The organism is Streptomyces sp. NBC_01537 (assembly GCF_045040445.1).
Lineage (GTDB): Bacteria > Actinomycetota > Actinomycetes > Streptomycetales > Streptomycetaceae > Actinacidiphila.
Genome location: NZ_CP109392.1, coordinates 3452365 through 3475900, shown reverse-complemented (window position 1 = coordinate 3475900; position 23536 = coordinate 3452365). Strand labels below are relative to the sequence as shown.

The following is a 23536-nucleotide window of genomic DNA, read 5'->3' as shown; positions in this document are numbered from 1 at the left end:
TCAATGACCACCGAGCCGACCGAGCCACCGCTGCTGGAAGTACGCGACCTGCACGTCGAGTTCCGGACCCGGGACGGCGTCGCCAACGCCGTCAACGGCGTCAGCTACACCGTCAGCGCCGCCGAGACCCTCGCCGTCCTCGGCGAGTCCGGAAGCGGGAAGTCGGTGACCGCCCAGGCGGTCATGGGCATCCTCGACTCGCCGCCGGGGTTCGTCACGAAGGGCGAGATCCTCTTCCGGGGCCAGGACCTGCTGAAGATGAACGCCGAGGACAGGAGGAAGGTGCGCGGCGCGAAGATGGCGATGATCTTCCAGGACGCGCTGTCCTCCCTCAACCCCGTGCTGAGCGTCGGCAACCAGCTCGCCGAGATGTTCATCGTCCACGAGGGCCTGTCGAGGAAGGACGCCAAGTCCAAGGCGATCGAGCTGATGGACCGGGTACGCATCCCGGCGGCCCGGGACCGGGTCGGCGACTACCCGCACCAGTTCTCCGGCGGCATGCGGCAGCGCATCATGATCGCGATGGCCCTGGCGCTGGAGCCGGACCTGATCATCGCCGACGAGCCGACCACGGCCCTCGATGTCACCGTCCAGGCGCAGGTCATGGAGCTGCTCGCGGAGCTGCAGCGCGAGTACAGCATGGGCCTCATCCTCATCACCCACGACCTGGGCGTGGTGGCGGACGTCGCCGACTACATCGCCGTGATGTACGCGGGCCGGATCGTGGAGACCGCCCCCGTCCACGAGATCTACCGGCACCCGGCCCATCCGTACACCAAGGGCCTGCTCGCCTCCATCCCCCGCCTGGACCAGAAGGGCCAGGAGCTCTACGCGATCAAGGGCCTGCCGCCGAACCTGCTGCACATCCCGCCCGGATGCGCCTTCAACCCGCGCTGCCCGATGGCACAGGCCGTGTGCCGCACGGATGTGCCGCCGCTGTACGAGGTGAGCGCGACGCGGGCCAGCGCGTGCCACTTCTGGAAGGAGACCCTTGATGGCTGAGGCGAGGGAGCCCATCCTTCAGGTCCGCGACCTGTACAAGCACTTCCCGCTCACCCAGGGCATCCTGTTCAAGAAGCAGATCGGCGCGGTCAAGGCCGTGGACGGCGTCGACCTCGACCTCTTCGCCGGCGAGACGCTGGGCATCGTCGGCGAGTCCGGCTGCGGCAAGTCGACCATGGCCAAGCTGCTGATGAACCTGGAAAGGGTGACCTCCGGCCGGATCCTCTACAAGGGCGAGGACATCACCAAGCTGTCCGGCCGTGCCCTCAAGGCGGTGCGCCGCAACATCCAGATGGTCTTCCAGGACCCGTACACCTCCCTCAACCCCCGCATGACGGTCGGCGACATCATCGGTGAGCCGTACGAGATCCATCCCGAGGTCGCGCCGAAGGGCGATCGCCGCAAGCGGGTCCAGGACCTGCTGGACGTCGTCGGCCTCAACCCCGAGTACATCAACCGCTATCCGCACCAGTTCTCCGGCGGCCAGCGGCAGCGCATCGGCATCGCGCGCGGGCTGGCGCTGCGGCCGGAGATCATCGTCGCGGACGAGCCGGTGTCGGCGCTGGACGTGTCGGTGCAGGCGCAGGTCATCAACCTCATGGAGCGGCTGCAGGACGAGTTCAGCCTCTCGTACATGTTCATCGCCCACGACCTGTCGATCGTCCGGCACATCTCCGACCGCGTCGGGGTGATGTACCTCGGCAGGATCGTCGAGATCGGCGGCGACGAGCAGATCTACGAGCACCCCACCCACCCCTACACCCAGGCCCTGCTGTCCGCCGTCCCCGTTCCGGATCCGACCGCCCGCGAGCACCGCGGGCGCATTGTCCTGACGGGCGATGTCCCCTCTCCGGCCAATCCGCCGTCCGGCTGCCGCTTCCGTACCCGTTGCTGGAAGGCACAGGAGCGCTGCACGCTGGAAGTCCCGGCGCTGGCCGTCCCGGCGGTCTTCCGGGGCGTGGACACGCCGGCGGCGCACGACAGCGCGTGCCACTTCGCGGAGGAGCAGAAGTAGGGCAATGCCTCGCATACCGGGATTGATTTCTTTAACACGCAGGCAACTCAACCGTCGCATCACCGATATACGGACGCTACACGCTGATCAACGTACGGCCGTGCGGGTGCCGTAAGCCGGTCGGGGCGACATCGTCGCCCCGACCGGCTGCATTTGTCCGCGGTGCGGCGGCCGTGCATGCAGGCCGTGCACGATCCGTGCGGTTTCCGTGCGGACCGGTGCGAGTGTCTCCCCTGGCAAGAATGCGACGGGCGTGACGGGGAGTGCGGATGGACATCCGGTTGCTGGGATCTGTGGGTTTCGAAGCTGAGGCAAGAGTGGTCCGTCCGGTGTCCGGGCGGGCCGGGGCGCTGCTCGCGTCCCTCGCGTGGCAGCCGGGCGAGTTCGTCTCGGACGGCATCCTGAGCGAGCGGATCTGGGGCGTTTCGCCGCCGGTGGATCCGCGGGGAGCTCTCTTCACTGCTGCCAAGCGGCTGCGGCAGGCCCTGGCGGAAGCAGGTCATGCCCACCGTGTGGTCCGGCACCGGGGAGGCTATCTCCTTGACATCGGGCCAGAGGGCGTCGATCTTCATCGATTTCGGAGCCTTGTCGGCCAAGGCCGGGCGGCGGCAGAGGACGAGGCGGCTGCCCGCTTCTACGAAAGTGCTGCCGGGCAGCATGCCGGAACGCCGCTGGCAGATGTCGAATCCGCCTGGGCGGAGCGGGTACGTGAGGCGCTGCGCCGGGAGCATCTCGCGGTGCGCGTCGCAGCCGCCGCAGCATGGCTCCGCGTCGGGCGCACCGCAGGGCTGGTGCCCGATCTGTCGTACCTCGCCGATGAGCATCCGCTGGACGAGACGATCACTGGCCTCCTCATGCTGGCGCTGCACCGGCGGGGGCGCCAGGCCGAGGCGCTGGAGCGGTACTCGCTCATCCGCGGCCGGCTCATCGAGGAACTCGGTGACGAGCCCGGCGGGGATCTGCAGGACCTGCATGCTCAACTGCTCCGCCGTAACGCGAGCGCGCGGACGTGTGCTCTGGTCTCGTCGGCACGGTGATCCCCGTCGCACGCCTGGTCTATCTTTGGGCCCGTGAATGGGACTGTGGCCGGGACGGACGTCGAGTTCGGCCTGCTGGGCCCCTTGGAGCTCAGTGTGGCTGGGCACGAGGTCAGGCTCACGGGCAAGCAGCGAAGCCTTCTGGCGCTGCTCTTGCTCGCGGCCAACCGCGTGGTGTCAACTGACCAGCTGGCACAGGGGATTTGGGGCGAATCGCCGCCGGCCAGCGCCGCAGCTCGGATACGGGCCTTGGTCACTGATCTACGCAGGGCCCTTGGCTCCACTGGTGATGAGTTGATAGTCACCAGGAAGCCGGGATATGTCCTGTGGACTCAGGCGGCGCGGCTGGATGTCGACGCCTTCGGGCTGTTGGTCGAGCAAGCCCGCCACGACATCAAGCAGGATCTGCCTTCTGACGCGGTCGAGCGATACGACGAGGCTCTTGCGCTATGGCGAGGGACCCCTCTGGCCGATGTGGAAGCAGGCGCCATTGAGGCGGACATCGCTCGTCTCGAGGAGCAGCGTATGGACGCTCTCGAAGAACGAGCGAACGCCAAACTGCTGGTGGGCCGCCACATAGAGGTCGTTTCCGAACTGACGAGCCTGTCGGCCGCGCACCCGATGCATGAACGGTTGCGCGGGCTGTTGATGTTGGCGCTGTATCGGAGCGGGCGGCCGGCCGAGGCGCTGGGTGTCTTTGCCGACACGCGTAAGGTGCTGGCCGATGAGCTGGGCATCGATCCCAGCGCTGAATTGGCTGACCTCCATCGGCGAATCCTGGATGCCGACCCGGAGCTGCTGCACCGGCCCTCGCAGCCTGAGCCTTCAGCCGAACTGGTCATTCCCGCCCAGCTACCCGCCAGCGTCCCTGACTTCACTGGCCGGGACTCCTTGGTTCAGGAGTTGGACCGACAGCTCACCGGCGACCAGAGCGTCATCATGGCGATCTCAGCCGTAACCGGTATTGGGGGCGTTGGTAAGACTGCCCTCGCGGTTCGCGTTGCCCACCTGCTGCGAGGCTGCTATCCGAACGGCCAGCTATATGTTGATCTTCAGGGAAACGGCGGGAATCCCGCTGACCCAGAGGTCGTGCTGGGAGCGTTCCTGCGAGCGCTGGGCGTCAGTAACTCCAAAATCCCTGCCGCGCTGGAAGAGCGGGCCGCTCTCTACCGTTCCACCTTGTCCGGACGCCGCGTGCTGATACTTCTGGACGATGCGAGGGACGCGGCTCACGTACGACCGTTGCTGCCGGGGGCACCCGGCTGTGGTGTGGTGATCACCAGCCGGATCCTGATGGGCGACCTTGAAGGTGCCCGACAGGTGTATCTCGGGGTCATGACACCGGACGAAGCCCTTGAGCTGTTCAGCAAGATTCTGGGAAAGGACCGGGTCGAGGCCGAGCACCAAGCTGCCTTGGACGTGGTTGCGGCTTGTGGCTACCTGCCCTTGGCGGTCCGAATCGCCGCGTCACGGTTGGTCACGCGACGTGCGTGGACGCTGTCCTACATGGCAAGAAGATTGAGCGACGAGCGGCAGACGCTTGATGAATTACAGACAGGCGATCTTGCGGTCAGAGCCACCTTTGAGCTGAGCTATGCGCACCTCGCACCGGAGCATGCACGAGCCTTCCGCCTTCTGGCTTTCCCTGACAGCATTGTTTTCTCGGTGGACATGGCTGCTGCCGTGCTGGACATGACTGAAGGCGGAGCTGGGAGAATACTTGAGTCCCTGGCCGATATGAACCTCATTGAGGCGGTGTCGCCGGAGCGTTACCGTTATCACGACCTGCTGAGGATTTACGCACGCGATCGCGTAGAACGCTTTGAGAGTGAAGAGTCCAAGACGGCTGCTCTTGCTCGGCTGATGGATTTCTATCTAGCTTCCACCAGAAATGTCTATGAACTCGAGTTGCCCGGCGACCGAGCTTTGGATCACCTGAGCCCCGTTTCCCGTCCAGGTTTGGCATTCACCTCGCGAGGCCACGCCTTGGAGTGGCTGTTCGCCGAAGCTCCTGGTCTTCTCGTTGTTGCACACCAAGCTGCAGCCTGTGGTTCAGCAGCAACCCTGCGACAGGCAGCGGAACTGCTTCTTCTGACAAATACACTGCATGAGTCGGGCAGTCATGTCCGCCAATTTGAGCAGGTCGCGAGCGCAGTGATGTCTGCAGCGGAAGAGCGGGGTGACGAGTATTCCGAAGGGCGGGCTCGCGTGCATCGCGCCCAGTCGCTGATGTCTGCCGGACGTATTGCGGAGTCCGGGATGGAGGCCAGGCGCGCGCTGCCGCTGGGGCGTATTACAGGCGACCCCGTTACTTTCGGATACGCTCACAATCTGCTCGGTATCTCTGAACGCTGGGCGGGCCGATTTGCCGAAAGCGTGCAGCACTACACTGTGGCCTTGCAATCCTTTCGCGAGGACGGAAATATGCCGGCGGAAGCGTCTACGCTGGGGAACTTGTCCCGCCTGCAGGTAGAACTCGGAGACGTGGACTCCGCTGTGGAGAACGGCCGTCGGATGGCCGATATTTACAAGGATTTGGGGGCCGGATCTAGATACGGAAACGGCCTGTATGTCATGGGGGTTGCCTTGACTGCAGCGGCCCGCCTTGGCAACGCCCAGATGCACTTGACCGAGGCGATGGGCATCTTTCAAAGCGAGCGTCAGCGAATGTGGGAAGGCCTGACGCACTTCCGGTTGGCCGATATGCACATCCGGGCAGATCAGTGGCAGGAGGCTCTGCCGCATGCCGAACACTCGGTCGCCATCCTGAAGGAAGTCGGCGCAGTCCAGCAGGCAGCGGAGGCCCTTAAGCTGCTCGCCCGGATCCTGGGGAATTTTGGACAGGATGTACGGGCCCGGGCTTGTCGGCGAGAGGCACTGGCCGTGAATACCGGGCATGAAGCGCAGGAGACAGACGAATCTCAAGAGGACCGGTGATATTGGCTCAGGTGATGCCTCCGCAGGCATCTATGCCTTGACAACCCACCTAGCCTCGATCTTTCATAGCGACCCGTCGGCTTGTCCGGCGGGCCGTTTTGGCTTGTTGGGCCGGTCGCGGGCAGGGTGAGGGCCCGTCTGTCGCGTCGGGTGGGCGCCGGGTTCCACGGCTCCGGCCGTTGGAGTGCTCGTCGAGATGGGGCTTTGCCGCTGGTCAGCCGGGCTTCGGGAGGGCTTGCAGGCGGGCGAACGCGCTGGTGATCAGGTCGGTCCAGGGCCAGTGGCGGGCGAGGCGGAGGTAGTGGCGGCGGCCTGTCGTCACGAGGTGGGCGGCGGCGGAGAACAGCCGCAGCCGTAGGCGTTTGGGCTCCCAGCGGCGGACGGGCCCGGTCAGGGCGAGCATGGGCATCCAGGCCAGCAGGTCGAGCGCGATCTGGACGATCTCCAGCCAGATCCGGTTCTGCGCGGTGCCGTGCAGGGGCAGGTTGCGCAGGCCGGTGTCGCGGGCGGCGCGGATGCGGTCCTCGGCCCGGGCCCTCTGGCGGTGCCGCAGCTCCAGCCGGGCGATCGGGATGTGCTTGGTGTTGGTGGCGAACGCGGTGAGCCGCATGCCGTCGGCGTCGGTGAAGCGCAACTGCGCGCCGGGGTGGGGCCGTTCCTTGCGGACGATCAGCCGCATCCCTTTCGGCCAGCCGGTCAGGACGTCCCCGGCGAGCTCGGCGACCCAGGCACCGTCACGGACCTGGCCGCCGGGTTCGACGGCCGGCGTCCAGGCCGAAGCCGGGACCTTCAGCACGGCCTGGTGAACCGCGTCGGTGATGGTCATCCCCACCGAATACGACAGCCACCGGCCGCGCGTGGAAAGCCAGTCGAGGAACTCGTGGGTGCCTCCGGCGGAGTCGGTGCGGACCAGGGTGGCTCGTCCGCGCCGGTACTTCTTCGGCAGCTGGGCCAGGGCCAGGCGGGCGATGTCGATGTGGTCGGCGGCGGTGTTGCTGCCCGCGTTCCCCGGCCGCAGCAGACCCGCCACCGGTTCCCCGGATCCTTGGTGACCGTGGTCGACGAACGCCAGCAGCGGGTGATGCCCGAAGGTCTTCTTCCAGGTCGCGGCGGCGTCCTCCTTCTCGGAGTGCGCCAGGACCAGCACCCCGTCGATGTCCACGATCACCTCGCCGCCCGTATCCGGGGCCGCCTCGCCGGCCAATCGCCATGCGCGCTCGCGGACTTCGGCCCGTGCCCGGCGGATGGCCGCCAGCGCACGGGGACCGGCCGCGGCCAGCACACCGATCAGGCGGGAGACGGTCGGATCGGAGGCAACCGGCCCGAACACAGCGGGCTCGGCCCGCAGCACGCCGATGTCCGCCAGGCAGTCCCCGCCCAGGGCCACGGCAAGCGCGACGTCCAGCAGTACCTTCCCGGGATCATGCACGGCGCGGGCCTTGCGCCACGGCACCAAGGCCGTCGACATCGCCGCATCCAGCCCAGCCTTGCGGACCGTCTCGACCAGCAGGACGGCCCCGGCCTGTGAAACAACGCCGCGACCCCCGCCCTCGACGCGGACACGCGGGTACAACCCGATACGATTGCTCACCTGGAAAGTGCCTCCGACAGGCGCGGGAACAAGGGCCTAGACAATCCTTATTCTTGCTGGTCAGAGGCACTTTCTGCTCATCTGACCACCCGTCGGACAAGCCGCTCAGGTGACTCCGCGAGGTTAACTACGCGGAGCCGATCACGCGAAGGTGATGAGGCAAACGACCCTGACCGCACCCCGGGTCCCGTTCTTTACCGTGCGGGCGACCTCATCACTGCGAGCATAGACGGACGGGGACGGCAGCCGCGGAGTGCCCGGGTGGGGAAGGCGGCATGCCGCTTCACCTGAGAAGTGCTTCCTTCCCCGCACCCAACAGGACCCTCCACAAGTCCCAATATCGCTGGTCAGAAGTACTTCTCGCAGCTGTGATCAAGCCTCGGACAGCCCGGTTCGTGAAAGCCCGAGGCTAGGCGAGGCGCCCACCGCCTTGGGTGCCTCGCCTAGGTGGAAGCCCCCCTCGGGCCTGTGCCGCCGTGCAGGTCGATCAGTAGTCGATCGTCCAGAAGAACGGGCTCTTGGCGCTGGTCCTCTTTCCGGACTTCACCTTGCCGCCGACCGACTTGAGATATCCACCCTTGGTGTTGGCGAAGGGTGTCGAGGCGCCGTCCCTGGTGCTCGCGTGAACCCAGAGGTACCGTGGATCGGCGCTGCTGCACCATGCCAGGGTCGGGGTGCCCTCGAACTTCTTCGGCGCATACAGGCAGAAATCCGGATCGTCCATGTTCAGGATCAGGTTGCCCGAGATGTACCAGCTGTCCTTGTAGCTGTTCTTGTTGCACTTCGCCAGCGAGACGGTTCGCTTCGTGACATTTCCCCAGAGGCACTTCTTGCTGTAGTTGTTCTTCAGGATGACACCCCTGACGTTTGCCTGTGCCTCGGTTACGCCCGTCCCCAGGATCACCGAAGCGGCGAGTGCTCCGGCGAGGATTCCAGTACCAAGTATTCGCTTCATCTTTTCCCCGTTGGGTGTGTGGTGTTCGCGTTGTGTGATGCGCTGACCAGGAAATCCTTGCAGTGGCCTCTGTCGTACGTCTGTCGCCGCTCTGTCGTGACGATGCCGCTGTCCCTGAACGGTCCGGGCACTCCGTACGTATCCAGTACGTATCAGGAGCAGACTGCCCGTCACGGGCCCAGGAGGTGGCCATGCGGCAGGGATTCGCGCTCGCCAGTACGGCGCGACGAGTCGGCGCGCTCGTGTGCGGCGTGCTCGCGCTTGTCGAGGCCGGATGGGTGGCCCAGGACGTCAGCGTGGTCGGCGGGGACGGGCTCTGGCAGGTGTGGGCGGGGCTGGCGGTGCCGGTCGGGGGCGCGCCGCTGAACACCTCGGTGGTGGACGCGGCGCTGATCGGGTTGTACGCGGTGACGGCGGTGGCGGCCTTCAGGGCGGTCGCGGCGGGGGCGTTCGTGGCGGTGGGCGTGGTCACGCTCGCCCTCAGGGCCCCGGCGGTGCTGATCCTGGGCGGGCAGTGGGACGGGTCGATGGATGTGCAGGGTCAGCTGGTGCTGACCGCGGCCGGCGAGGTGCTGGGCGCGGTGGTGCTGCTGGTGACGGTGGTGCGGGGACGGCGGGTGCTGCCGGGGCGGGAGCCGTCGCCGCCGAGGGCGGCCGCCGGGGTGCTGGCGGGGCTGTTGCTGCTGGTCGTGGCCGGGATGATGGGCGCCTGGCAGTTCTCCCGGATGGCGGGACTGGACGGCGCGGAGCAGCCGCCGGGGTTCTTCTGGCGGACGGTCACCGGCGGCTATCTGGTGAACGCGCTGCTCGGGACGCCGTTCGGCTGGCTGAGCTGGTCGACGGTCGGGCTGTGCGCGGCAGCGGCCGTCGCGTCGATGGTGCGTATGCCCTGGGCCCGGCCGATGGGGATCGCGGTGGCCTGGCTGCTGCTGCCGCTGGCGGTGCCGGTGCTGGCCGCCACCGAGCTGACGGCCCCGACGGTGGGACAGTTCGGGGCGGCCTTCGCGGTGGTGGCGGCCGTGGTGGTGACGCTGCTGCTGCTCCCACGGGCGGAGGGGCCCTTCGGGTGGCGGTCGGACTCCTTCGACCCGGACGAGTTCGCCGGGTTCGCCGGGCAGGACACGCTGACCATGCCGACGTTCGGGGCCTACGGCGGGACGTACCTGGACCCGCCGCCCCCGGGACCTCCTCCGGGGGCGGCGGGATACCTCGGGCCCGGGTAGCCCCGGCCGGATGGGACCTACGCGACGCCCAGCGAGCGCTTGAGGAAGGCGACCTGGAGCAGCAGCAGGTTCTCGGCGACCTGCTCCTGCGGGGTCATGTGGGTGACGCCGGAGAGCGGGAGCACCTCGTGCGGGCGGCCGGCGGCCAGCAGGGCGGAGGAGAGCCGCAGGGTGTGGGCGGCGACGACGTTGTCGTCGGCCAGGCCGTGGATGATCATCAGGGGGCGGACCTGGGAGGCGGCGGCGGACAGGCCCTCGTCGGTGATGAGGGAGTTGCGGGCGTACGCCTGCGGGTCGTCGTCGGGGTGGCCGAGATAGCGCTCGGTGTAGTGGGTGTCGTAGAGCCGCCAGTCGGTCACCGGGGCGCCCGCGACGGCCGCGTGGAAGACGTCCGGGCGGCGCAGTACGGCCAGGGCGGCGAGGTAGCCGCCGTAGGACCAGCCGCGGATGCCGACGCGGCCGAGGTCGAGCGGGTGGGTGCGGGCCAGGGACCGCAGGGCGTCGACCTGGTCGTCGAGGGTGACGGCGGCGAACTCGTGGGCGACGGCCTTCTCCCAGGCGGGGGAGTGGCCGGGGGTGCCGCGGCCGTCGGCGACGACCACCGCGAAGCCCTGGTCGGCCAGCCACTGGGACTCCAGGTAGGCGCGCTGGGCGCTGATCACCATCTGGCCGTGCGGGCCGCCGTACGGGTCCATCAGGACCGGCAGCGGGCCGTCGCCGTCCCGGTAACCGGTGGGCAGCAGGACGGCGGCCGGGATGCGGCGGTCGCCGGCCCGGTCCAGCACCGGGCGGGCGGTGAGGACGGGGGTGGCGGCGTACGAGGCGACCTCGGTCAGGGACTTGTCGTCGCGCAGGACGCGCACCAGCGGCGAGGTCCGGCCCAGGGAGGACGAGGAGAGTACGGTCACCGGGCCCGAGCGCACGGCGGAGTGGACGCCGGGGGTATCCGAAATTCGAACAATCCCGGGGGTGCCGTCGCTGCCGTCGTTGCCGCCGCCGTCGCCGGGGACGCGGTACCCGACCCGGTACACATGGATCTCGCCGGTCTCCGGGAGCGTGGCCGCCGCCCCCGCCGAGGCCGCCACCAGGATGTCCTCGTCGCCGATGTCCAGCACCGCGCGGACATGCAACTCCGGGCCGGTGAGGATGTGTTGCCCGGCGGCAAGGGACCTTGATCCGCTTTCGTCCGTGATTCTCACGAGACGTCCGTCGGCGGTCCACGCCGGGACACCAGGGAAAAGATCAAGCCAGATTTCGTCCTCCTCCCTGTGCGCCTCACTGGTGTTTCCTGTGCCTGGATCGACCGCCAGGAACAGCTCGCCGCGCTGGTCGCGGGCCTGTACGAGCAGCAGCGGCGGGCCGCCCGCCGACCAGTGCACCTGGGCCAGATACGGGAAGGCCTCGCGGTCCCACGCCACGGGCGTAGGCGCCGCGGAGCCGTCCAGGCCCAGCAGGACCAGGCCGACCTCGGCGTTGGCCGTCCCGGCCGCCGGATAGGCCACCTCGGCCGGGGCCTGCGCCGGGTTCGCCGGGTCGGCGATCCACCAGCGGCCGACGGGCGACTCGTCCACCCGGGCGGCGAGCACGGCCGTGCCGTCCGGGGCCCACCAGTAGCCCCGGCTGCGCGACATCTCCTCGGCGGCGATGAACTCCGCCAGCCCGTACGTGATCTGATCGCCCTCCGGCTCGGCCAGCGCCCGGTCCCCCGTGCCGTCGGCCTCCACCACGCGCAGGGCGCTCCCGGACACGTACGCCACCCGGCGGCCGTCCGGCGACGGGTGCGGGTCCACGACGGGGCCGGGCACGGCAAGCTCGCGGGCGGTTCCGGCACGCAGTTCGGCCACGAACAGCCGGCCCGAGAGGGCGAAGGCGGCAAGCTCCCCGGCGGCGTCGGTCGCATAGCCCACGATGCCGGCCGAGCCCTCCCGGCTGCGCTCGCGCCGCGCCCGCTCGGCGGCCGGCAGCTCCTCCTCGGCGCCCGACAGCAGCGCCTCCGGATCGGCGGCGATCCGCTCCTCGCCGGTGGCCAGGTCCAGCACCCACAGCAGGTGGGAGCGGTCCGTGCCGCTACGGGAGCGGAGGAAGGCGACACGCTCCCCGTCCGGCGAGACGGCGAACGCGCGCGGTGCGCCCAGGGTGAAGCGCTGGGTCCGGGCGTACTGGCGGGGGAACGACAGCGGTTCGGTCATACACCGACACTAGAGCCCGCCCGGCGGCCGGACAGGCGCATCCCGGGCGCTTGCGCCGGGCGTGCGCGGGAGTGCGAACCGACGGGATCCAGCCATGCGCCCCCGCATGCTTCTGTGCACCGACCTATGCGGTGGGACACAAAGTTAAGATCCGTTGCCGAGAGTGGGTAATAACCCCCTGGCAACTGCTGTCCCGACCCTGAGCCCTGGAGGTGAGCCGCTGTGGCGCTTTCGATTTCGGCGGTGCTGCTGCTGCTGATCGTCGTGGTCCTGCTGGTTCGTAAAGCCGGGCTGAAGGCGGGGCACGCGGTCGTCTGCATTCTGCTGGGGTTCTACCTGTCGGCGTCGTCGTGGGCGCCGACCATCCGGGACCTCACCAACAGCGTGGCGGGCATGATCGGGGGCATCAACTTCTGACTGCCCGCGCGGCGCCGTCATAGGGGCGCGGGGAACTGCGCGACCGGCCCATCACGGCCCGCAGGCTCCGTGCCGGGCCTCGCGCGGAGCGCTTAGGGCCTGTCCGGCGGATCTCCGTGGCGTCGCGTGCCCTGGCACCAGCGCTCGCCGCGTTGTCGTCGGTCAACGACGTCCCCCAGCTAGACGCTGGGAGGTGCCCCCACCGCGTCGCTTCCCTCCTCCGCCTTGCGATCGCAGGCGCCAGACCCCGCTCCTTCTCCCACGGAGATCCGCCGGACAGGCCCTAGGCTCTGTCCTGTGACAGTTACCTCCGGCCGCAGACTGCTGCTCGTCCACGCCCACCCCGACGACGAGTCGATCGGCAACGGGTCGACCATGGCCAAATACGCGGCCGAGGGCGCCCACGTGACGCTCGTCACCTGCACCCTCGGCGAGGAGGGCGAGGTGATCCCGCCCGAGCTGGCGCACCTCGCCCCCGACCGGGACGACACCCTCGGCCCGCACCGCATCGGCGAACTGGCCGCGGCCATGGCCGAACTCGGGGTCACCGACCACCGGTTCCTCGGCGGCCCCGGCCGCTACCGCGACTCCGGGATGATGGGCGTCGCGCAGAACGAGCGGCCGGACTGCTTCTGGCAGGCGGACCTCGACGAGGCCGCCGGGCACCTCCTCGACGTCATCCGCGAGGTGCGCCCGCAGGTGCTGGTGACGTACGACCCGAACGGCGGCTACGGCCACCCCGACCACATCCAGGCGCACCGGGTCGCGATGCGGGCCGCCGACCTGGCGGCGGAGGCGGGCCTGGGCATCGAGAAGGTCTACTGGAACTGCATCCCGCGCTCGGAGGCCGAGGCCGGCCTCGAACGGCTGCGGGCGAGCGGCGTCCAGGCCCCCTTCGAGGGCATCGCGTCGGCGGACGACCTGCCGGGCATCATCGACGACTCCGAGATCACCGCGGTCATCGACAAGCAGGGCGCGTACGCCCCACAGAAGACGGCCGCCATGAAGGCGCACACGTCGCAGATCGCGGTGGACGGATTCTTCTTCGCGCTCTCCAACGACCTGGGCCAGCCGCTCTTCGGCGCCGAGTACTACCAGTTGGTGCGCGGCACGGCGGGCGACACCCGGCCGGAGGAGGACCTCTTCGCGGGCGTGGCGGAGGCCGGTGCCCTGTGAAGCCCGCCGTGAAGTACCTCTCCTACGCGCTGCTCGCGGTGCTCGGCGTGGCCGTCGCCGCGGCGGGCGCGCTGGTGCAGGACGCATGGCTGCCCGGCGGGCTGCTGCTGGCCCTGGCGGGCAGCGCGGGGCTGTTCTGGGGCGGCTCGAAGCTGACCCGCAACCGGGTCGGCGCGGTCGTGCCGGCGGGGCTGTGGCTGCTGACGGTGCTGTTCCTCAGCCAGACCCGGCCGGAGGGCGATTTCCTCTTCGCGAACGGCATCGGGCCGTACGCGTATCTCCTCGGCGGATCGATGGCCGGAGTGATGTGCGCCACGCTTGCGCAGCCCGGCTTCGCGAGTGACGGAGCAACTGGTGCACCATAGGCGCCAACATGCCGCCGGGTACAGGACGGTTGTCGCCCGATTCAGTGGTTGACGCCGTTTATGTCCCGTCGGTACGGGCGGCCGTGTAGTCAGTCACGGGCGCCCACTCAGCGGCGCCCAGTATGGTGGTGCGCGCCGCCGGGCCGCCCGCGGATGGCCGTTACGGGTGGCGAAGCGAACCGGGAGAGCCTGCTTTGAGTCGTGAAACTGACAGTTCGTCCTCTGGCACCGGGGACCGGTCCCAGGGCGGGACGCAGGGGCGTGGCGGAGCCGCGTACCCGTCCGGCACCCCGCCGTACGGCACCCGACCGTTTCCCTCGCTGCACCCGCAGGAGCGGCCACGGGACGGCGAGCCGGCCCCCGAGGCACCGGCGGACGAGCCGAAGACCGAGACCACACTGACCACCCGGGTACGGATCAACATCCCCGGGTCCCGGCCGATTCCGCCGGTGGTCGTGCGCACGACGGTCGACGGTTCGGACACCGGTTCCACGGAGCTGCCCGACGGCTGGACCGTCGGCGGCGACCCGGCTCCGGCCGCTCCGGCATCCCCGGCCGCCCGGGCGGGCCAGGCGGCCCCCCAGGCTCCCGCCATGCCGGCGGCCCCGGCGCCCGCCCCGGCCGCCGCCCAGCCGGACAAGCCCGCGCCCAGCGACTGGTTCGCCCCGCGCAAGGCGGGGCCCCCGGCGCCGGGCGCCTCCGCCCCGGCCCCGGCCGCCGCCCCGGCGGAGACCACGCAGCAGATGCAGATGCCGGTGCAGCCCCCGGCCCCGGCGCCCGCACGTGCCCCGGCGCCTGCCCCGGCCATGGACGGCGCCGACGCCACGCAGCCGCTCAGCCTCTCCGACATCGCCGCCGCCGGTCCGTCCACGCCGCAGCCGCCGCCGCAGGGCCGGCGCCCCAACATCCCCTACCTCAACGAGGGCCCCGGTGGCGCTCCGGCCGGCCCCGGTCCCCGTACGCCGCGCGCCAACCGCCCCTTCCCGGGTGCGCCGGGCACGCCGGGCGCACCGGGCGGTCCGGGGGCTCCTGGGGGCACGCCGTTCCCCAGCTACCAGCCGCCCGCCGGTCCGACGAGCGGCCCCATGACCGGCGAGATGCGGGTGGCCCCCGCGTCCGCGCCCAACCCGGCTTTCGCTCCTTCGCCCTCCCCCTTCCCGCCCGGCCCCGGCGAGACCCTCGTCAGCGGCATCCCGGCCGCGCCGTTTGCCCCGACGCCGGTCACCAAGCCGGTCCCGGCCGCGGCCAAGCGGCAGGAGCCCGCGGCCAAGGGCCGCTCCAAGGTGATACTGACCGGCGTCGCCCTCGTCACCGTCGCCGGAATCGCCTACGGCGTCGGCCTGTTGATGGACCACGCCGACGTGCCCGCCGGCACGACCGTCCTCGGCGTCAGCATCGGCGGCAAGTCCAGGGCCGACGCCGTCGCCGAGCTCGAATCCAAACTGGGCAAGCGCGAGACCGACCCGCTCACCGTCACCATCGGCGACACCCAGAAGAAGCTCACCCCTTCCTCCGCCGGCCTCGACGTCGACCTCGACGCCACCGTCGCCGATGTCGCCCACCGCGACTACAACCCCGTCACCGTCATCGGCTCCCTCTTCGGCGGCACCCGCGTGGCCACCGCCGAACTGGTCATCGACGACGAGAAGCTCACCGCCCGCCTCGGCACCCTCTCCGACGAGCTCGGCTCCGGCTCCACCGCCACCGAGGGCATGGTCAAGTTCACCGACGGCAAGGCCGTCGCCGTACCCGGCAAGGCCCGCACGGGCATCAACGTCAGCGCCTCCGTCGCCAAGGTCAAGGACGCCTACCGCACCCGCCTGGAGACCGGCGTCAACACCGCCGTCCCCCTGTCCGTCACCACGGTCCAGCCCAAGGTCACCCAGGCCAAGCTCGACGCGGCGGTCAACGGCTTCGGCAAGACGGCGATGTCGGGCCTCGTCACGGTCAACGCGGGCTCCGGGCACGTCCTCCTGCTCGGCGACCTCTCGCTGCCGAAGATCCTCACCATGACCGCGGACGACAGCGGCAACCTCCAGCCGCACTTCGACCTCGCGGCCCTCAAGACCGTGATGTCCGACACCTTCGACGGCGTACTCCTGGAACGCGGTGACGGCAGCAAGACCGAGGTCACCCCGCAGGACGTCGCCAGCGCCATCCTTCCGGCGCTGAAGACCACCGACGCGAGCAAGAAGACCGTCACCTTCCCCAACATCGCCTGACAGCGGCCGCGGGCGGGGTAGGGAGCCCTCCCACCCCGCCCCGGGCCCGTCCGGCGGCCATGACATCTGTCACCCCCAGGACAGGAGCCACGGCACTGCCGCCGGCCCCGCCCGCCCGGCGAAGCTTGCCGTATGACCGCAACCGCAACCCGCACAGCGGGATCCGCGACAGGGACACCGGCCACCGCCGCCGTCCACTTCGCCGACGTCAGCAAGAGCTTCGGCGACGTACATGCCGTCGCGGCCCTCAGCCTCACCCTCCACCCGGGTGAGACCGTGGCCCTGCTCGGCCCCAACGGCGCGGGGAAGTCGACCGCGCTCGACCTGCTGCTCGGCCTGCGCACTGCGGACTCCGGCACGGTCGCGCTCTTCGGTACGACCCCCCGCGAGGCGATCACGCAGGGGCGGGTCGGCGCGATGCTGCAGAGCGGCGGGCTGATGGACGAAGTGACCGTACGCGAGATCGTCCGGCTCGCCTGCGACCTGCACCCGCGTGCGTATCCCGTGGACCAGGTGCTCGCCACGGCCGATCTGACCGATATCGCCGGCCGCAAGGTCAACAAGCTGTCCGGCGGCCAGGAGCAGCGCGTGCGCTTCGCGCTGGCGACCGCCGGGGCGAACGACCTGATCGTGCTGGACGAGCCGACGACGGGGATGGACGTGTCGGCCCGGCAGTCGTTCTGGACCACGATGCGCGCGCAGGCGGCGGAGGGCCGCACCGTGCTCTTCGCGACGCACTACCTGGAGGAGGCGGACGCGATCGCCGACCGCGTCCTGGTGCTGCACCAGGGCCGGCTGCTGGCGGACGGAACGGCCGCGGAGATCAAGGCGCGGGCCGGGGCGCGGCGGATCGTCTTCGACCTGGACGTGGCGGACGAGACCCTGCTGCGCGGCCTGCCGCACGTGGCCTCGCTGGAGGTGTCCGGCCGTACGGTCCGGATCGGTTCCAACGACGCGGACGCGACCGTCCACGCCGTCTACGCGGCGGGCCTGTACCCGCGCAATCTTGAAGTCGCCGGACTCGGCCTGGAGCAGGCGTTCCTGGCCATCACCGAGGAGGCCTCGGCCGCATGAGGACACTGATCAGGCTCGAGATCGTACGCGCGCTGCGCAACCGGAAGTTCATGTTCTTCAGCGTGATCTATCCGCCGGTGCTCTTCCTCCTGCTGACCGCCGGCGCGGATTCCCACAGCAAGCTCTCGGGCACCAACGTGTCCGTCGTCATGTACTACATGGTCGCGATGTGCGCCTTCGGCGCCATGACCGCCGTCCTCATGGGCAACGCCGAGATGATCGCCCGCGAGCGCGACAAGGGCTGGGTCCGCCAGCTGCGGCTCACCGCCCTGCCAGGGCGTGGCTACGTCACCGCGAAGATCGCGTCGGCCGCGGCGATCAGCCTGCCGTCGATCGTGCTGGTCATGGTCGTCGCGGCGGCGGTGAAGGAAGTGCGGATGGACGCCTGGCAGTGGGGCGGGATCCTGCTGTCGAGCTGGGCCGGCAGCTTCGTCTTCGCCGCGCTCGGGGTCGCCATCGGCTACCTCGCTACGGTGGACACCGCCCGCCTGATCGCGATGTTCTGCTACTTCGTGCTGGCGATGCTGGGCGGGCTGTGGATGCCTTTCACGGTGTTCCCGGCATGGCTGCAGCACATCGCGGAGTACCTGCCGGCGCGTCCGTACGCGGCGCTGGGGCAGGCGATCGAGTTCGGCGACGCACCGCACCTGAAGGACATCGCGGTGCTGGCCGTCTACCTTGTGGTCTTCGCGGGCGGTGCGGCATGGATGTACCGCAAGGACACGGCGAAGGCGTAGGCGCAGGCGTGACGGAGGCAGACCATGGCTGAACGGAAAGGGCCCCGGCCGCCCTGGCAGACCGGGACCGCCGACGACACCCTGGCCATGGGCCGGGTCCCGGAGAACCGCCGTCAGGCCATGGTCAAGCTGCTGTGGGTCGGCATGTGGATGCTCTATCTCGCGTCGCCCGTCACGGACCTTCTCGACGGCCACCACTCGCTGCTCGCGCTGATCGCCGGGTGGATCGGGCTCGTCGGCTTTGTGATCACATATCTGACACTGGTGTTCCTGCGCACCAACCAGGACCACCAGCCGCTCTGGGTGCCCATCACCCTCGCCGCGCTCTGCCTGCTGGCGGTCGTGCTGTCGCTCACTCTCGGTGACTCCTGGCTGGTCCTCTTCGTCTACGCGGCCGTCGCCATGGGCGCCGCGGTCCCGCCCGTCCACTCCCGCTGGGCCATTCCCATGGTCACGGCGCTGCTCTTCGGCTGCGGCGCCCTCATCGACGCCACGGACGATCTCGTGGTCTCCCTCGGCATCCCCTGCTTCCTCGGTGGCTTCGCGATGCTCGGCATCCGCCAGCTCATCCGTACGATGCGCGAGTTGCGCGAGGCGCGGCGGACGATCGCCGACCTGGCGGCGACCGAGGAGCGGCTGCGGCTCGCCCGCGATCTGCACGACCTGCTCGGGCACTCGCTGTCCCTGATCACCCTGAAGAGCGAACTGGCCGGCCGCATGCTCCCGGGGCGCCCGGAGGACGCGGCCGCCCAGGTCGCCGACATCGAGCGGGTCAGCCGGCAGGCCCTGGTCGACGTACGGGAGGCCGTCAGCGGATACCGGCGCCCCACGCTCGCCGTAGAGCTGGCCGGCGCGCGTGCCGTCCTGCTGGCAGCCGGCATCGAGGCCGACCTCGACCCCGCGCAGTGGGCCGGGCACGAGCGGCTCGGCGCGGACGAGGAGGGCGCGCTCGCATGGGCCCTGCGGGAGGCGGTGACCAATGTCGTACGGCACAGCGGGGCCGGCCGCTGCGTCATCGCCGTGACGGTGGGCGCGGACGCGGACGCCATCGCGCTCACGGTGTCGGACGACGGCCGTGGTGCGGAGCCCGGGCGGGGCCCCGGCAATGGGCTCACGGGGCTCGAGGAGCGGCTGCTGCTGGCCGGGGGCCGGTTCGAGGCCTCGGGTTCCGGTGCGGGCGGCGGATTCGTGGTGCGGGCGTCCGTGCCGCTGGTGGGAACGGTGGTGGCGGCTGAATTCAGCCCGTCCGGCGATTGAGGACAAAGCGGGCTGGGCGGTGCAATCCGGCGAACGTTTGCCGTCACCGCATCGGCGGCGGGCGCTGGCCCTACGCTGATCTCCATGACTGAGCAGTCCGTACGAGTCCTCCTCGCCGAAGATCAGTCGATGGTCCGGGAGGCACTGGCCACTCTGCTCGGCCTTGAGGAGGACATCGAGGTCGTCGCCCAGGTCGCCCGGGGCGACGAGGTCGTCGGCGCGGCCAAGGAGAGCGCCGCCGATGTCGCACTGCTCGACATCGAGATGCCCGGCATGACCGGCCTGGACGCGGCGGCCGCTCTGCGCGACGCCCTGCCGGCCGTCAAGATCGTGATCGTCACGACCTTCGGCCGCCCCGGCTATCTGCGCCGGGCCATGGAATCGGGCGCGCACGCCTTCCTGGTCAAGGACGCTCCGGCCGCGCAGCTCGCGGATGCCGTACGCCGTGTGCTGCGCGGCGAGCGCGTCATCGACCCGGTGCTGGCGGCGGCAGCCCTGGCCGAGGGCGCGGATCCGCTGACGGGGCGCGAGCGGGACGTACTGCGTACGGCGGCCGATGGGGCGCTGAACGCGGAGATCGCGCGGCGGCTGCATCTTTCGGAGGGCACGGTGCGCAACTACCTGTCCACGGCGATCCAGAAGACGGGCGCACGCAACCGCGCGGAGGCGGTGCGGATCGCGCGGGAGCGCGGCTGGCTGTAGGGCTGTGGAAGCGGCCGGCGGTCAGTTCAGGAGCGCCCGTGCCGCCTGGGCCTGGCTCCGCATGGAGGCCGCCGCACCGGGGTCGATGCCGGCGATGATGTCGGCGTAGGCGTCCATCTCGTCGGCGCCGGTCGCGAAGTCGCCCTTCTGGACGAGCAGTTGCGCCCGCTCGAAGCGCAGCCGGGCCGGATGCCGGGGCAGCAGGAGGGACAGCTCGACGGCCCAGAGCTGGACGCGGAGGTGCTCGGGGCGGGCGGAGGCCCAGGCGCGGATGTTGTTGAGGATGCGCAGCACGATGTCGAGGGGATCGGCAGGGGAGAGCATGCTCGGCGCCAGCGGCGCCCCCGTGGCGCCGGCGACGAGGAGGCTGACGTCGTCGTCGCCGAGGAGGCGGCCGCCGTGGAAGGGGTCGGCGAGGACGAAGACGCCGGCGGGGTCGCCGAAGCCGACGACGAAGTGACCGGGGAGGGCGACGCCGTAGACGGGGGCGCCGGTGCGGCGGGCGACCTCGATCCAGATGACGGACAGCAGGATGGGCAGGCCGCGACGGCGGTGGAGGACCTCGTGCAGCAGGGAGGACTCCAGCCGCTGGTAGTCCCCGGGGACGCCGCCGAAGCCGCAGCGGGTGCCGAGCAGCTCGGCGAGGGCGCCGGCCCAGCCGGCGGGGGTGGCGTCGGGCCGGTAGGGGAGGAGACCGGCGAGGCGGTCGAGCTCGATCTGGGCGGCGTCCACGAAGGCGTCGAGGACGTCCGGGGTGGCGTCGGCGAGTTCGGGGTCGGCCTGTGCGCCGATGAGCAGGCACAGCGCCGCGAGGTCCGGCCGCGCCTCGCGGGCGGCTTCGGCGAACCGCTGCCTGATGCTCTCGTCCATGGCCATGGGGGCAGGCTCACCCCTTCGGTGCGCGTCGGTAGTGATAGCCGTGATGCGTCGTGAAGCCCATCCGGTCGTACATGCTCCGCGCCCCCTCATTGTCGGCCTCGACCTGCAGGTACGCGCCCGAGGCGCCCTCCTCCATGGCCCGCCGCGCCAGCGCCGCCATCACTGCCGTGCCCAGCCCCTGCCGCCGGTGGGCCGGGTCGACCTCGATCACGCCGAACAGCGCCCAGGGGCCGTCGACCACGCACCGCCCGATGGCGCCGGGGGCGGTCGCGAACCACACCGACGGCCCGCCCACGAGCACCTTGAGCGCCTCCGCGCTCAGCGCGCCCGTGCGGTGGTAGCGCGCCAGCCACGCGTCGTCGACCTCGCGCGACAGACGTACGCGCTCCGCGCCCGGGAGGTCGGCGACCGGCTGGACGGGCGCCGTACGGATGAGGGTCGGGGCCTCGGCGGTCCAGCCGAGGCGGTCCAGCTCCGCGACCACCGGGTCCTCGTCCACGACCTGGATGTACGGGGGGAGGGAGCGGGCCGCGTACCACCGCATGACCTGCGCGGCGGCGTCGGACACGGGTATGCCGGGGTCGCCCAGCGGCAGGGCGGAGTTCGCCCGGCGGGTGAACCCTCCGGCGGCCCGCAGCGTCCAGTCGCCGAGCCGTTCGGTCTCGGAAGCGGGCCAGCCGCGCGCGGCGAGTTCCTGCAGTTCGCGGGCGGTGGCGCGGGGCGGGCGGACCCCGCGCCGGACCGGGGCGTCGGGGACGATCTTGCCGGCGACGACGGCGGATTCCACGATGCGGACGGTCTCGCCACCGCGTCGCGTGACGACAAGGACCCCGTCGTTCCAGGATGTGAGAACTCCGACCGCGTCAGCGAAGAGCGGCCGGCCCCCCACGACCTCGGTGATCCTCCGTACCGATACGCGTTTGCCCACGTCAGAGTGGGTTAGGTGTAGTTCGAGCCGTCCCCCGGAGGCGAAATCCATGCCCATCGCGGCCCCTCCTGTTCGTCAGTTGCCCAAGAACGGAGATACTAGAGGCGGGCATCGACGACGCCGCGCTCCCGCGCGCCACCCGGCGAAGCCGATAATCGGCCGCCGCGCCCTGATCGAGGAGGAACGACAGCGTGACCTACGTCATCGCGCAGCCTTGTGTCGACGTCAAGGACAAGGCGTGCATCGAGGAGTGCCCTGTTGACTGCATTTACGAGGGCTCCCGGTCCTTGTACATCCACCCGGACGAATGCGTCGACTGTGGTGCCTGTGAGCCGGTCTGCCCGGTGGAGGCCATCTTCTACGAGGACGACACCCCGGAGGAGTGGAAGGACTACTACAAGGCGAACGTCGAGTTCTTCGACGAGCTCGGCTCGCCCGGTGGCGCCTCCAAGCTCGGGCTGATCGAGCGTGACCACCCCTTCATCGCCGCACTGCCCCCGCAGAACGGCTGATCGGGGACCACAATCCCAAGATCGCGACATCGGGTCCCGCATGGCGCAGTTGCCGTGCGGGGCCGCCGTTTTACCGCTGCCGCACTGCCGCCCTGCCGCAAATGAAAGAGAGCTCCGCCGTGGCCCGAGTCTCCGACCGCCTCCCGGCCTTCCCCTGGGACCGGCTCGAACCGTACAAGGCTGAGGCGTCCGCCCACCCCGGGGGCGTGGTCGACCTGTCGGTGGGCACCCCCGTCGACCCGGTTCCGGAGATCATCCAGGACGCCCTGGCGGCGGCCTCGGACAGCCCGGGCTATCCGACGGTGTGGGGTACGGCCGCACTGCGCGCGGCGATCACCGGCTGGGCCGGGCGGCGACTGGGCGCGGCGGGTCTGGCCGACACCAATGTGCTGCCGGTGGTCGGCTCCAAGGAGCTGGTCGCCTGGCTGCCGACCCAGTTGGGCCTCGGCCCGGGGGACAGGGTCGCGTATCCGCGCCTGGCCTACCCGACGTACGAGGTCGGGGCGCGGCTCGTGGGCGCGGAACCGGTGGTGTACGACCCTGGGACATTTGCGGCTGGCGCCGCGGGCGCGGAGCTGGACCCGGCAGGCCTGAAGCTGCTGTGGCTCAACAGTCCCTCCAACCCCACGGGCCGCGTCCTCACCAAGGACGAGCTGCGCAGCGCGGTCGAATGGGCGCGTGCGCATGACGTGTTGCTGGTCAGCGACGAGTGCTACCTGGAGCTGGGCTGGGAGCCGGACGCCGAACCGGTCTCCGTACTGCACCCGGAGATCTGCGGCGGGTCGTACGAGGGCGTCGTGGCCGTGCACTCGCTGTCCAAGCGGTCCAACCTGGCCGGCTACCGGGCGGCCTTCCTGCTCGGCGACGAGAGCGTGCTGGGCGAGCTGCTGCAGATCCGCAAGCACGGCGGAATGATGGTCCCGGCCCCCGTGCAGACCGCGACGATCGCGGCCCTCGGGGACGACGGGCACGTGGCCGTTCAGCGCGAGCGCTACGCCCGGCGCAGGGCCGTGCTGCGGGCCGCCTTCGAGGGCGCGGGCTTCCGGATCGAGCACAGCGAGGCCAGCCTCTATCTGTGGGCGACCCGGGACGAGAGCTGCTGGGACACCGTCGCCGAGCTGGCCGGGCGCGGGATCCTGGTGGCGCCGGGGGACTTCTACGGCGCGGCGGGGGAGCGGTACGTACGGATCGCCTTCACGGCCACCGACGAGCGGGTGGATGAAGCGGTACGGCGTCTGAAGTAGCCCGTACAGGCGGTGGAAAGCCAAGGGCCCGGAGAGGCGAAGACGCTCTCCGGGCCCTTCGTGCGGCTGTGGGG

The 23536-nt window shown here is 70.3% G+C and carries 20 protein-coding genes; 15 read left to right on the top strand and 5 right to left on the bottom strand.

The features are described from left to right. Positions 1-3: 3 nt before the first annotated feature. The 4 genes from OG607_RS15820 to OG607_RS15805 all read left to right on the top strand — a co-directional run bounded on the left by OG607_RS15820 (position 4) and on the right by OG607_RS15805 (position 5991). Complete coding sequence (locus tag OG607_RS15820; protein WP_405723708.1) at positions 4-1002, top strand: ABC transporter ATP-binding protein; 999 nt, start codon at positions 4-6, stop codon at positions 1000-1002. Next, positions 995-2017, top strand: a complete 1023-nt coding sequence (locus tag OG607_RS15815; RefSeq protein WP_405723706.1) for an ABC transporter ATP-binding protein — start codon at positions 995-997, stop codon at positions 2015-2017. Before OG607_RS15820 ends, OG607_RS15815 begins: the two co-directional genes overlap by 8 nt. A gap of 269 nt (positions 2018-2286) precedes the next feature. Continuing rightward, positions 2287-3054, top strand: a complete 768-nt coding sequence (locus tag OG607_RS15810) for a BTAD domain-containing putative transcriptional regulator (RefSeq protein WP_405723704.1) — start codon at positions 2287-2289, stop codon at positions 3052-3054. A 33-nt stretch (positions 3055-3087) separates the two neighbouring features. Then, entirely contained in the window at positions 3088-5991 is a 2904-nt protein-coding gene (locus OG607_RS15805; RefSeq protein WP_405723702.1) for a BTAD domain-containing putative transcriptional regulator, read from the top strand. A 214-nt stretch (positions 5992-6205) separates the two neighbouring features. Here the strand turns inward: OG607_RS15805 and OG607_RS15800 are convergent, their stop codons facing one another. Together OG607_RS15800 and OG607_RS15795 are read right to left on the bottom strand one after the other, a co-directional pair. Continuing rightward, positions 6206-7582, bottom strand: coding sequence for an IS1380 family transposase (locus OG607_RS15800; protein ID WP_405723700.1), 1377 nt, complete (start codon positions 7580-7582; stop codon positions 6206-6208). 487 nt (positions 7583-8069) lie between these two features. Continuing rightward, positions 8070-8537, bottom strand: coding sequence for a hypothetical protein (locus OG607_RS15795; RefSeq protein ID WP_405723698.1), 468 nt, complete (start codon positions 8535-8537; stop codon positions 8070-8072). Between the two features lie 191 nt (positions 8538-8728). On the opposite strand from OG607_RS15795, the gene OG607_RS15790 reads away from it, so the two are divergent. Continuing rightward, on the top strand, positions 8729-9760 hold the full coding sequence (locus OG607_RS15790) for a hypothetical protein (protein WP_405723696.1): 1032 nt from the start codon (positions 8729-8731) through the stop codon (positions 9758-9760). 17 nt (positions 9761-9777) lie between these two features. On the opposite strand, the gene OG607_RS15785 is transcribed toward OG607_RS15790, so the two are convergent. Next, positions 9778-11949: an alpha/beta fold hydrolase gene (locus tag OG607_RS15785; RefSeq protein ID WP_405723694.1), complete on the bottom strand. Its 2172-nt coding sequence runs from the start codon at positions 11947-11949 to the stop codon at positions 9778-9780. 222 nt (positions 11950-12171) lie between these two features. On the opposite strand from OG607_RS15785, the gene OG607_RS15780 reads away from it, so the two are divergent. The 8 genes from OG607_RS15780 to OG607_RS15745 all read left to right on the top strand — a co-directional run bounded on the left by OG607_RS15780 (position 12172) and on the right by OG607_RS15745 (position 19899). Beyond that, positions 12172-12366 (top strand): hypothetical protein, encoded by a 195-nt coding sequence (locus OG607_RS15780; RefSeq protein WP_405723692.1) that lies wholly within the window; start codon positions 12172-12174, stop codon positions 12364-12366. Between the two features lie 297 nt (positions 12367-12663). Next, positions 12664-13542 (top strand): N-acetyl-1-D-myo-inositol-2-amino-2-deoxy-alpha-D-glucopyranoside deacetylase, encoded by an 879-nt coding sequence (mshB, locus tag OG607_RS15775; protein WP_405723690.1) that lies wholly within the window; start codon positions 12664-12666, stop codon positions 13540-13542. Further along, a complete protein-coding gene (locus tag OG607_RS15770) occupies positions 13539-13907 on the top strand; it encodes a DUF6113 family protein (RefSeq protein ID WP_405723688.1) in 369 nt (122 codons plus the stop codon). The genes mshB and OG607_RS15770 overlap by 4 nt, the downstream gene beginning before the upstream one ends. 194 nt (positions 13908-14101) lie before the next feature. Next, positions 14102-16129, top strand: coding sequence for a hypothetical protein (locus OG607_RS15765; RefSeq protein ID WP_405723686.1), 2028 nt, complete (start codon positions 14102-14104; stop codon positions 16127-16129). A 132-nt stretch (positions 16130-16261) separates the two neighbouring features. Further along, positions 16262-17203 carry an ABC transporter ATP-binding protein gene (locus OG607_RS15760; protein ID WP_405723684.1) on the top strand — a complete coding sequence of 314 codons (942 nt, stop codon included), beginning with the start codon at positions 16262-16264 and terminating at the stop codon, positions 17201-17203. After that, positions 17200-17940, top strand: coding sequence for an ABC transporter permease (locus tag OG607_RS15755; protein ID WP_405723682.1), 741 nt, complete (start codon positions 17200-17202; stop codon positions 17938-17940). Before OG607_RS15760 ends, OG607_RS15755 begins: the two co-directional genes overlap by 4 nt. Positions 17941-17964: 24 nt before the next feature. Continuing rightward, a complete protein-coding gene (locus OG607_RS15750) occupies positions 17965-19197 on the top strand; it encodes a sensor histidine kinase (protein ID WP_405723680.1) in 1233 nt (410 codons plus the stop codon). Between the two features lie 84 nt (positions 19198-19281). Beyond that, complete coding sequence (locus OG607_RS15745) at positions 19282-19899, top strand: response regulator (protein ID WP_405723678.1); 618 nt, start codon at positions 19282-19284, stop codon at positions 19897-19899. 21 nt (positions 19900-19920) lie between these two features. On the opposite strand, the gene OG607_RS15740 is transcribed toward OG607_RS15745, so the two are convergent. Together OG607_RS15740 and OG607_RS15735 are read right to left on the bottom strand one after the other, a co-directional pair. Continuing rightward, positions 19921-20769 (bottom strand): tetratricopeptide repeat protein, encoded by an 849-nt coding sequence (locus OG607_RS15740; RefSeq protein ID WP_405736799.1) that lies wholly within the window; start codon positions 20767-20769, stop codon positions 19921-19923. A gap of 16 nt (positions 20770-20785) precedes the next feature. After that, positions 20786-21757 (bottom strand): GNAT family N-acetyltransferase, encoded by a 972-nt coding sequence (locus OG607_RS15735; RefSeq protein WP_405736796.1) that lies wholly within the window; start codon positions 21755-21757, stop codon positions 20786-20788. 140 nt (positions 21758-21897) lie between these two features. Between OG607_RS15735 and fdxA the strand changes: the two genes are divergently transcribed. Next, positions 21898-22218 (top strand): ferredoxin, encoded by a 321-nt coding sequence (gene fdxA, locus OG607_RS15730; protein WP_003985062.1) that lies wholly within the window; start codon positions 21898-21900, stop codon positions 22216-22218. A 101-nt stretch (positions 22219-22319) separates the two neighbouring features. After that, a complete protein-coding gene (gene dapC, locus OG607_RS15725; RefSeq protein WP_405723676.1) occupies positions 22320-23462 on the top strand; it encodes a succinyldiaminopimelate transaminase in 1143 nt (380 codons plus the stop codon). Positions 23463-23536: the final 74 nt, after the last annotated feature.

Bases quoted from the DNA above. Each gene is read 5' to 3' on its own strand.
- OG607_RS15820 (WP_405723708.1), top strand. From the start codon at position 4: ATGACCACCGAGCCGACCGAGCCACCGCTGCTGGAAGTACGCGACCTG.
- OG607_RS15815 (WP_405723706.1), top strand. From the start codon at position 995: ATGGCTGAGGCGAGGGAGCCCATCCTTCAGGTCCGCGACCTGTACAAG.
- OG607_RS15810 (WP_405723704.1), top strand. From the start codon at position 2,287: ATGGACATCCGGTTGCTGGGATCTGTGGGTTTCGAAGCTGAGGCAAGA.
- OG607_RS15795 (WP_405723698.1), bottom strand. From the start codon at position 8,537: ATGAAGCGAATACTTGGTACTGGAATCCTCGCCGGAGCACTCGCCGCT.
- OG607_RS15790 (WP_405723696.1), top strand. From the start codon at position 8,729: ATGCGGCAGGGATTCGCGCTCGCCAGTACGGCGCGACGAGTCGGCGCG.
- OG607_RS15785 (WP_405723694.1), bottom strand. From the start codon at position 11,949: ATGACCGAACCGCTGTCGTTCCCCCGCCAGTACGCCCGGACCCAGCGC.
- OG607_RS15760 (WP_405723684.1), top strand. From the start codon at position 16,262: ATGACCGCAACCGCAACCCGCACAGCGGGATCCGCGACAGGGACACCG.
- OG607_RS15755 (WP_405723682.1), top strand. From the start codon at position 17,200: ATGAGGACACTGATCAGGCTCGAGATCGTACGCGCGCTGCGCAACCGG.
- OG607_RS15750 (WP_405723680.1), top strand. From the start codon at position 17,965: ATGGCTGAACGGAAAGGGCCCCGGCCGCCCTGGCAGACCGGGACCGCC.
- OG607_RS15745 (WP_405723678.1), top strand. From the start codon at position 19,282: ATGACTGAGCAGTCCGTACGAGTCCTCCTCGCCGAAGATCAGTCGATG.
- OG607_RS15740 (WP_405736799.1), bottom strand. From the start codon at position 20,769: ATGGACGAGAGCATCAGGCAGCGGTTCGCCGAAGCCGCCCGCGAGGCG.
- OG607_RS15735 (WP_405736796.1), bottom strand. From the start codon at position 21,757: ATGGATTTCGCCTCCGGGGGACGGCTCGAACTACACCTAACCCACTCT.
- dapC (WP_405723676.1), top strand. From the start codon at position 22,320: ATGAAAGAGAGCTCCGCCGTGGCCCGAGTCTCCGACCGCCTCCCGGCC.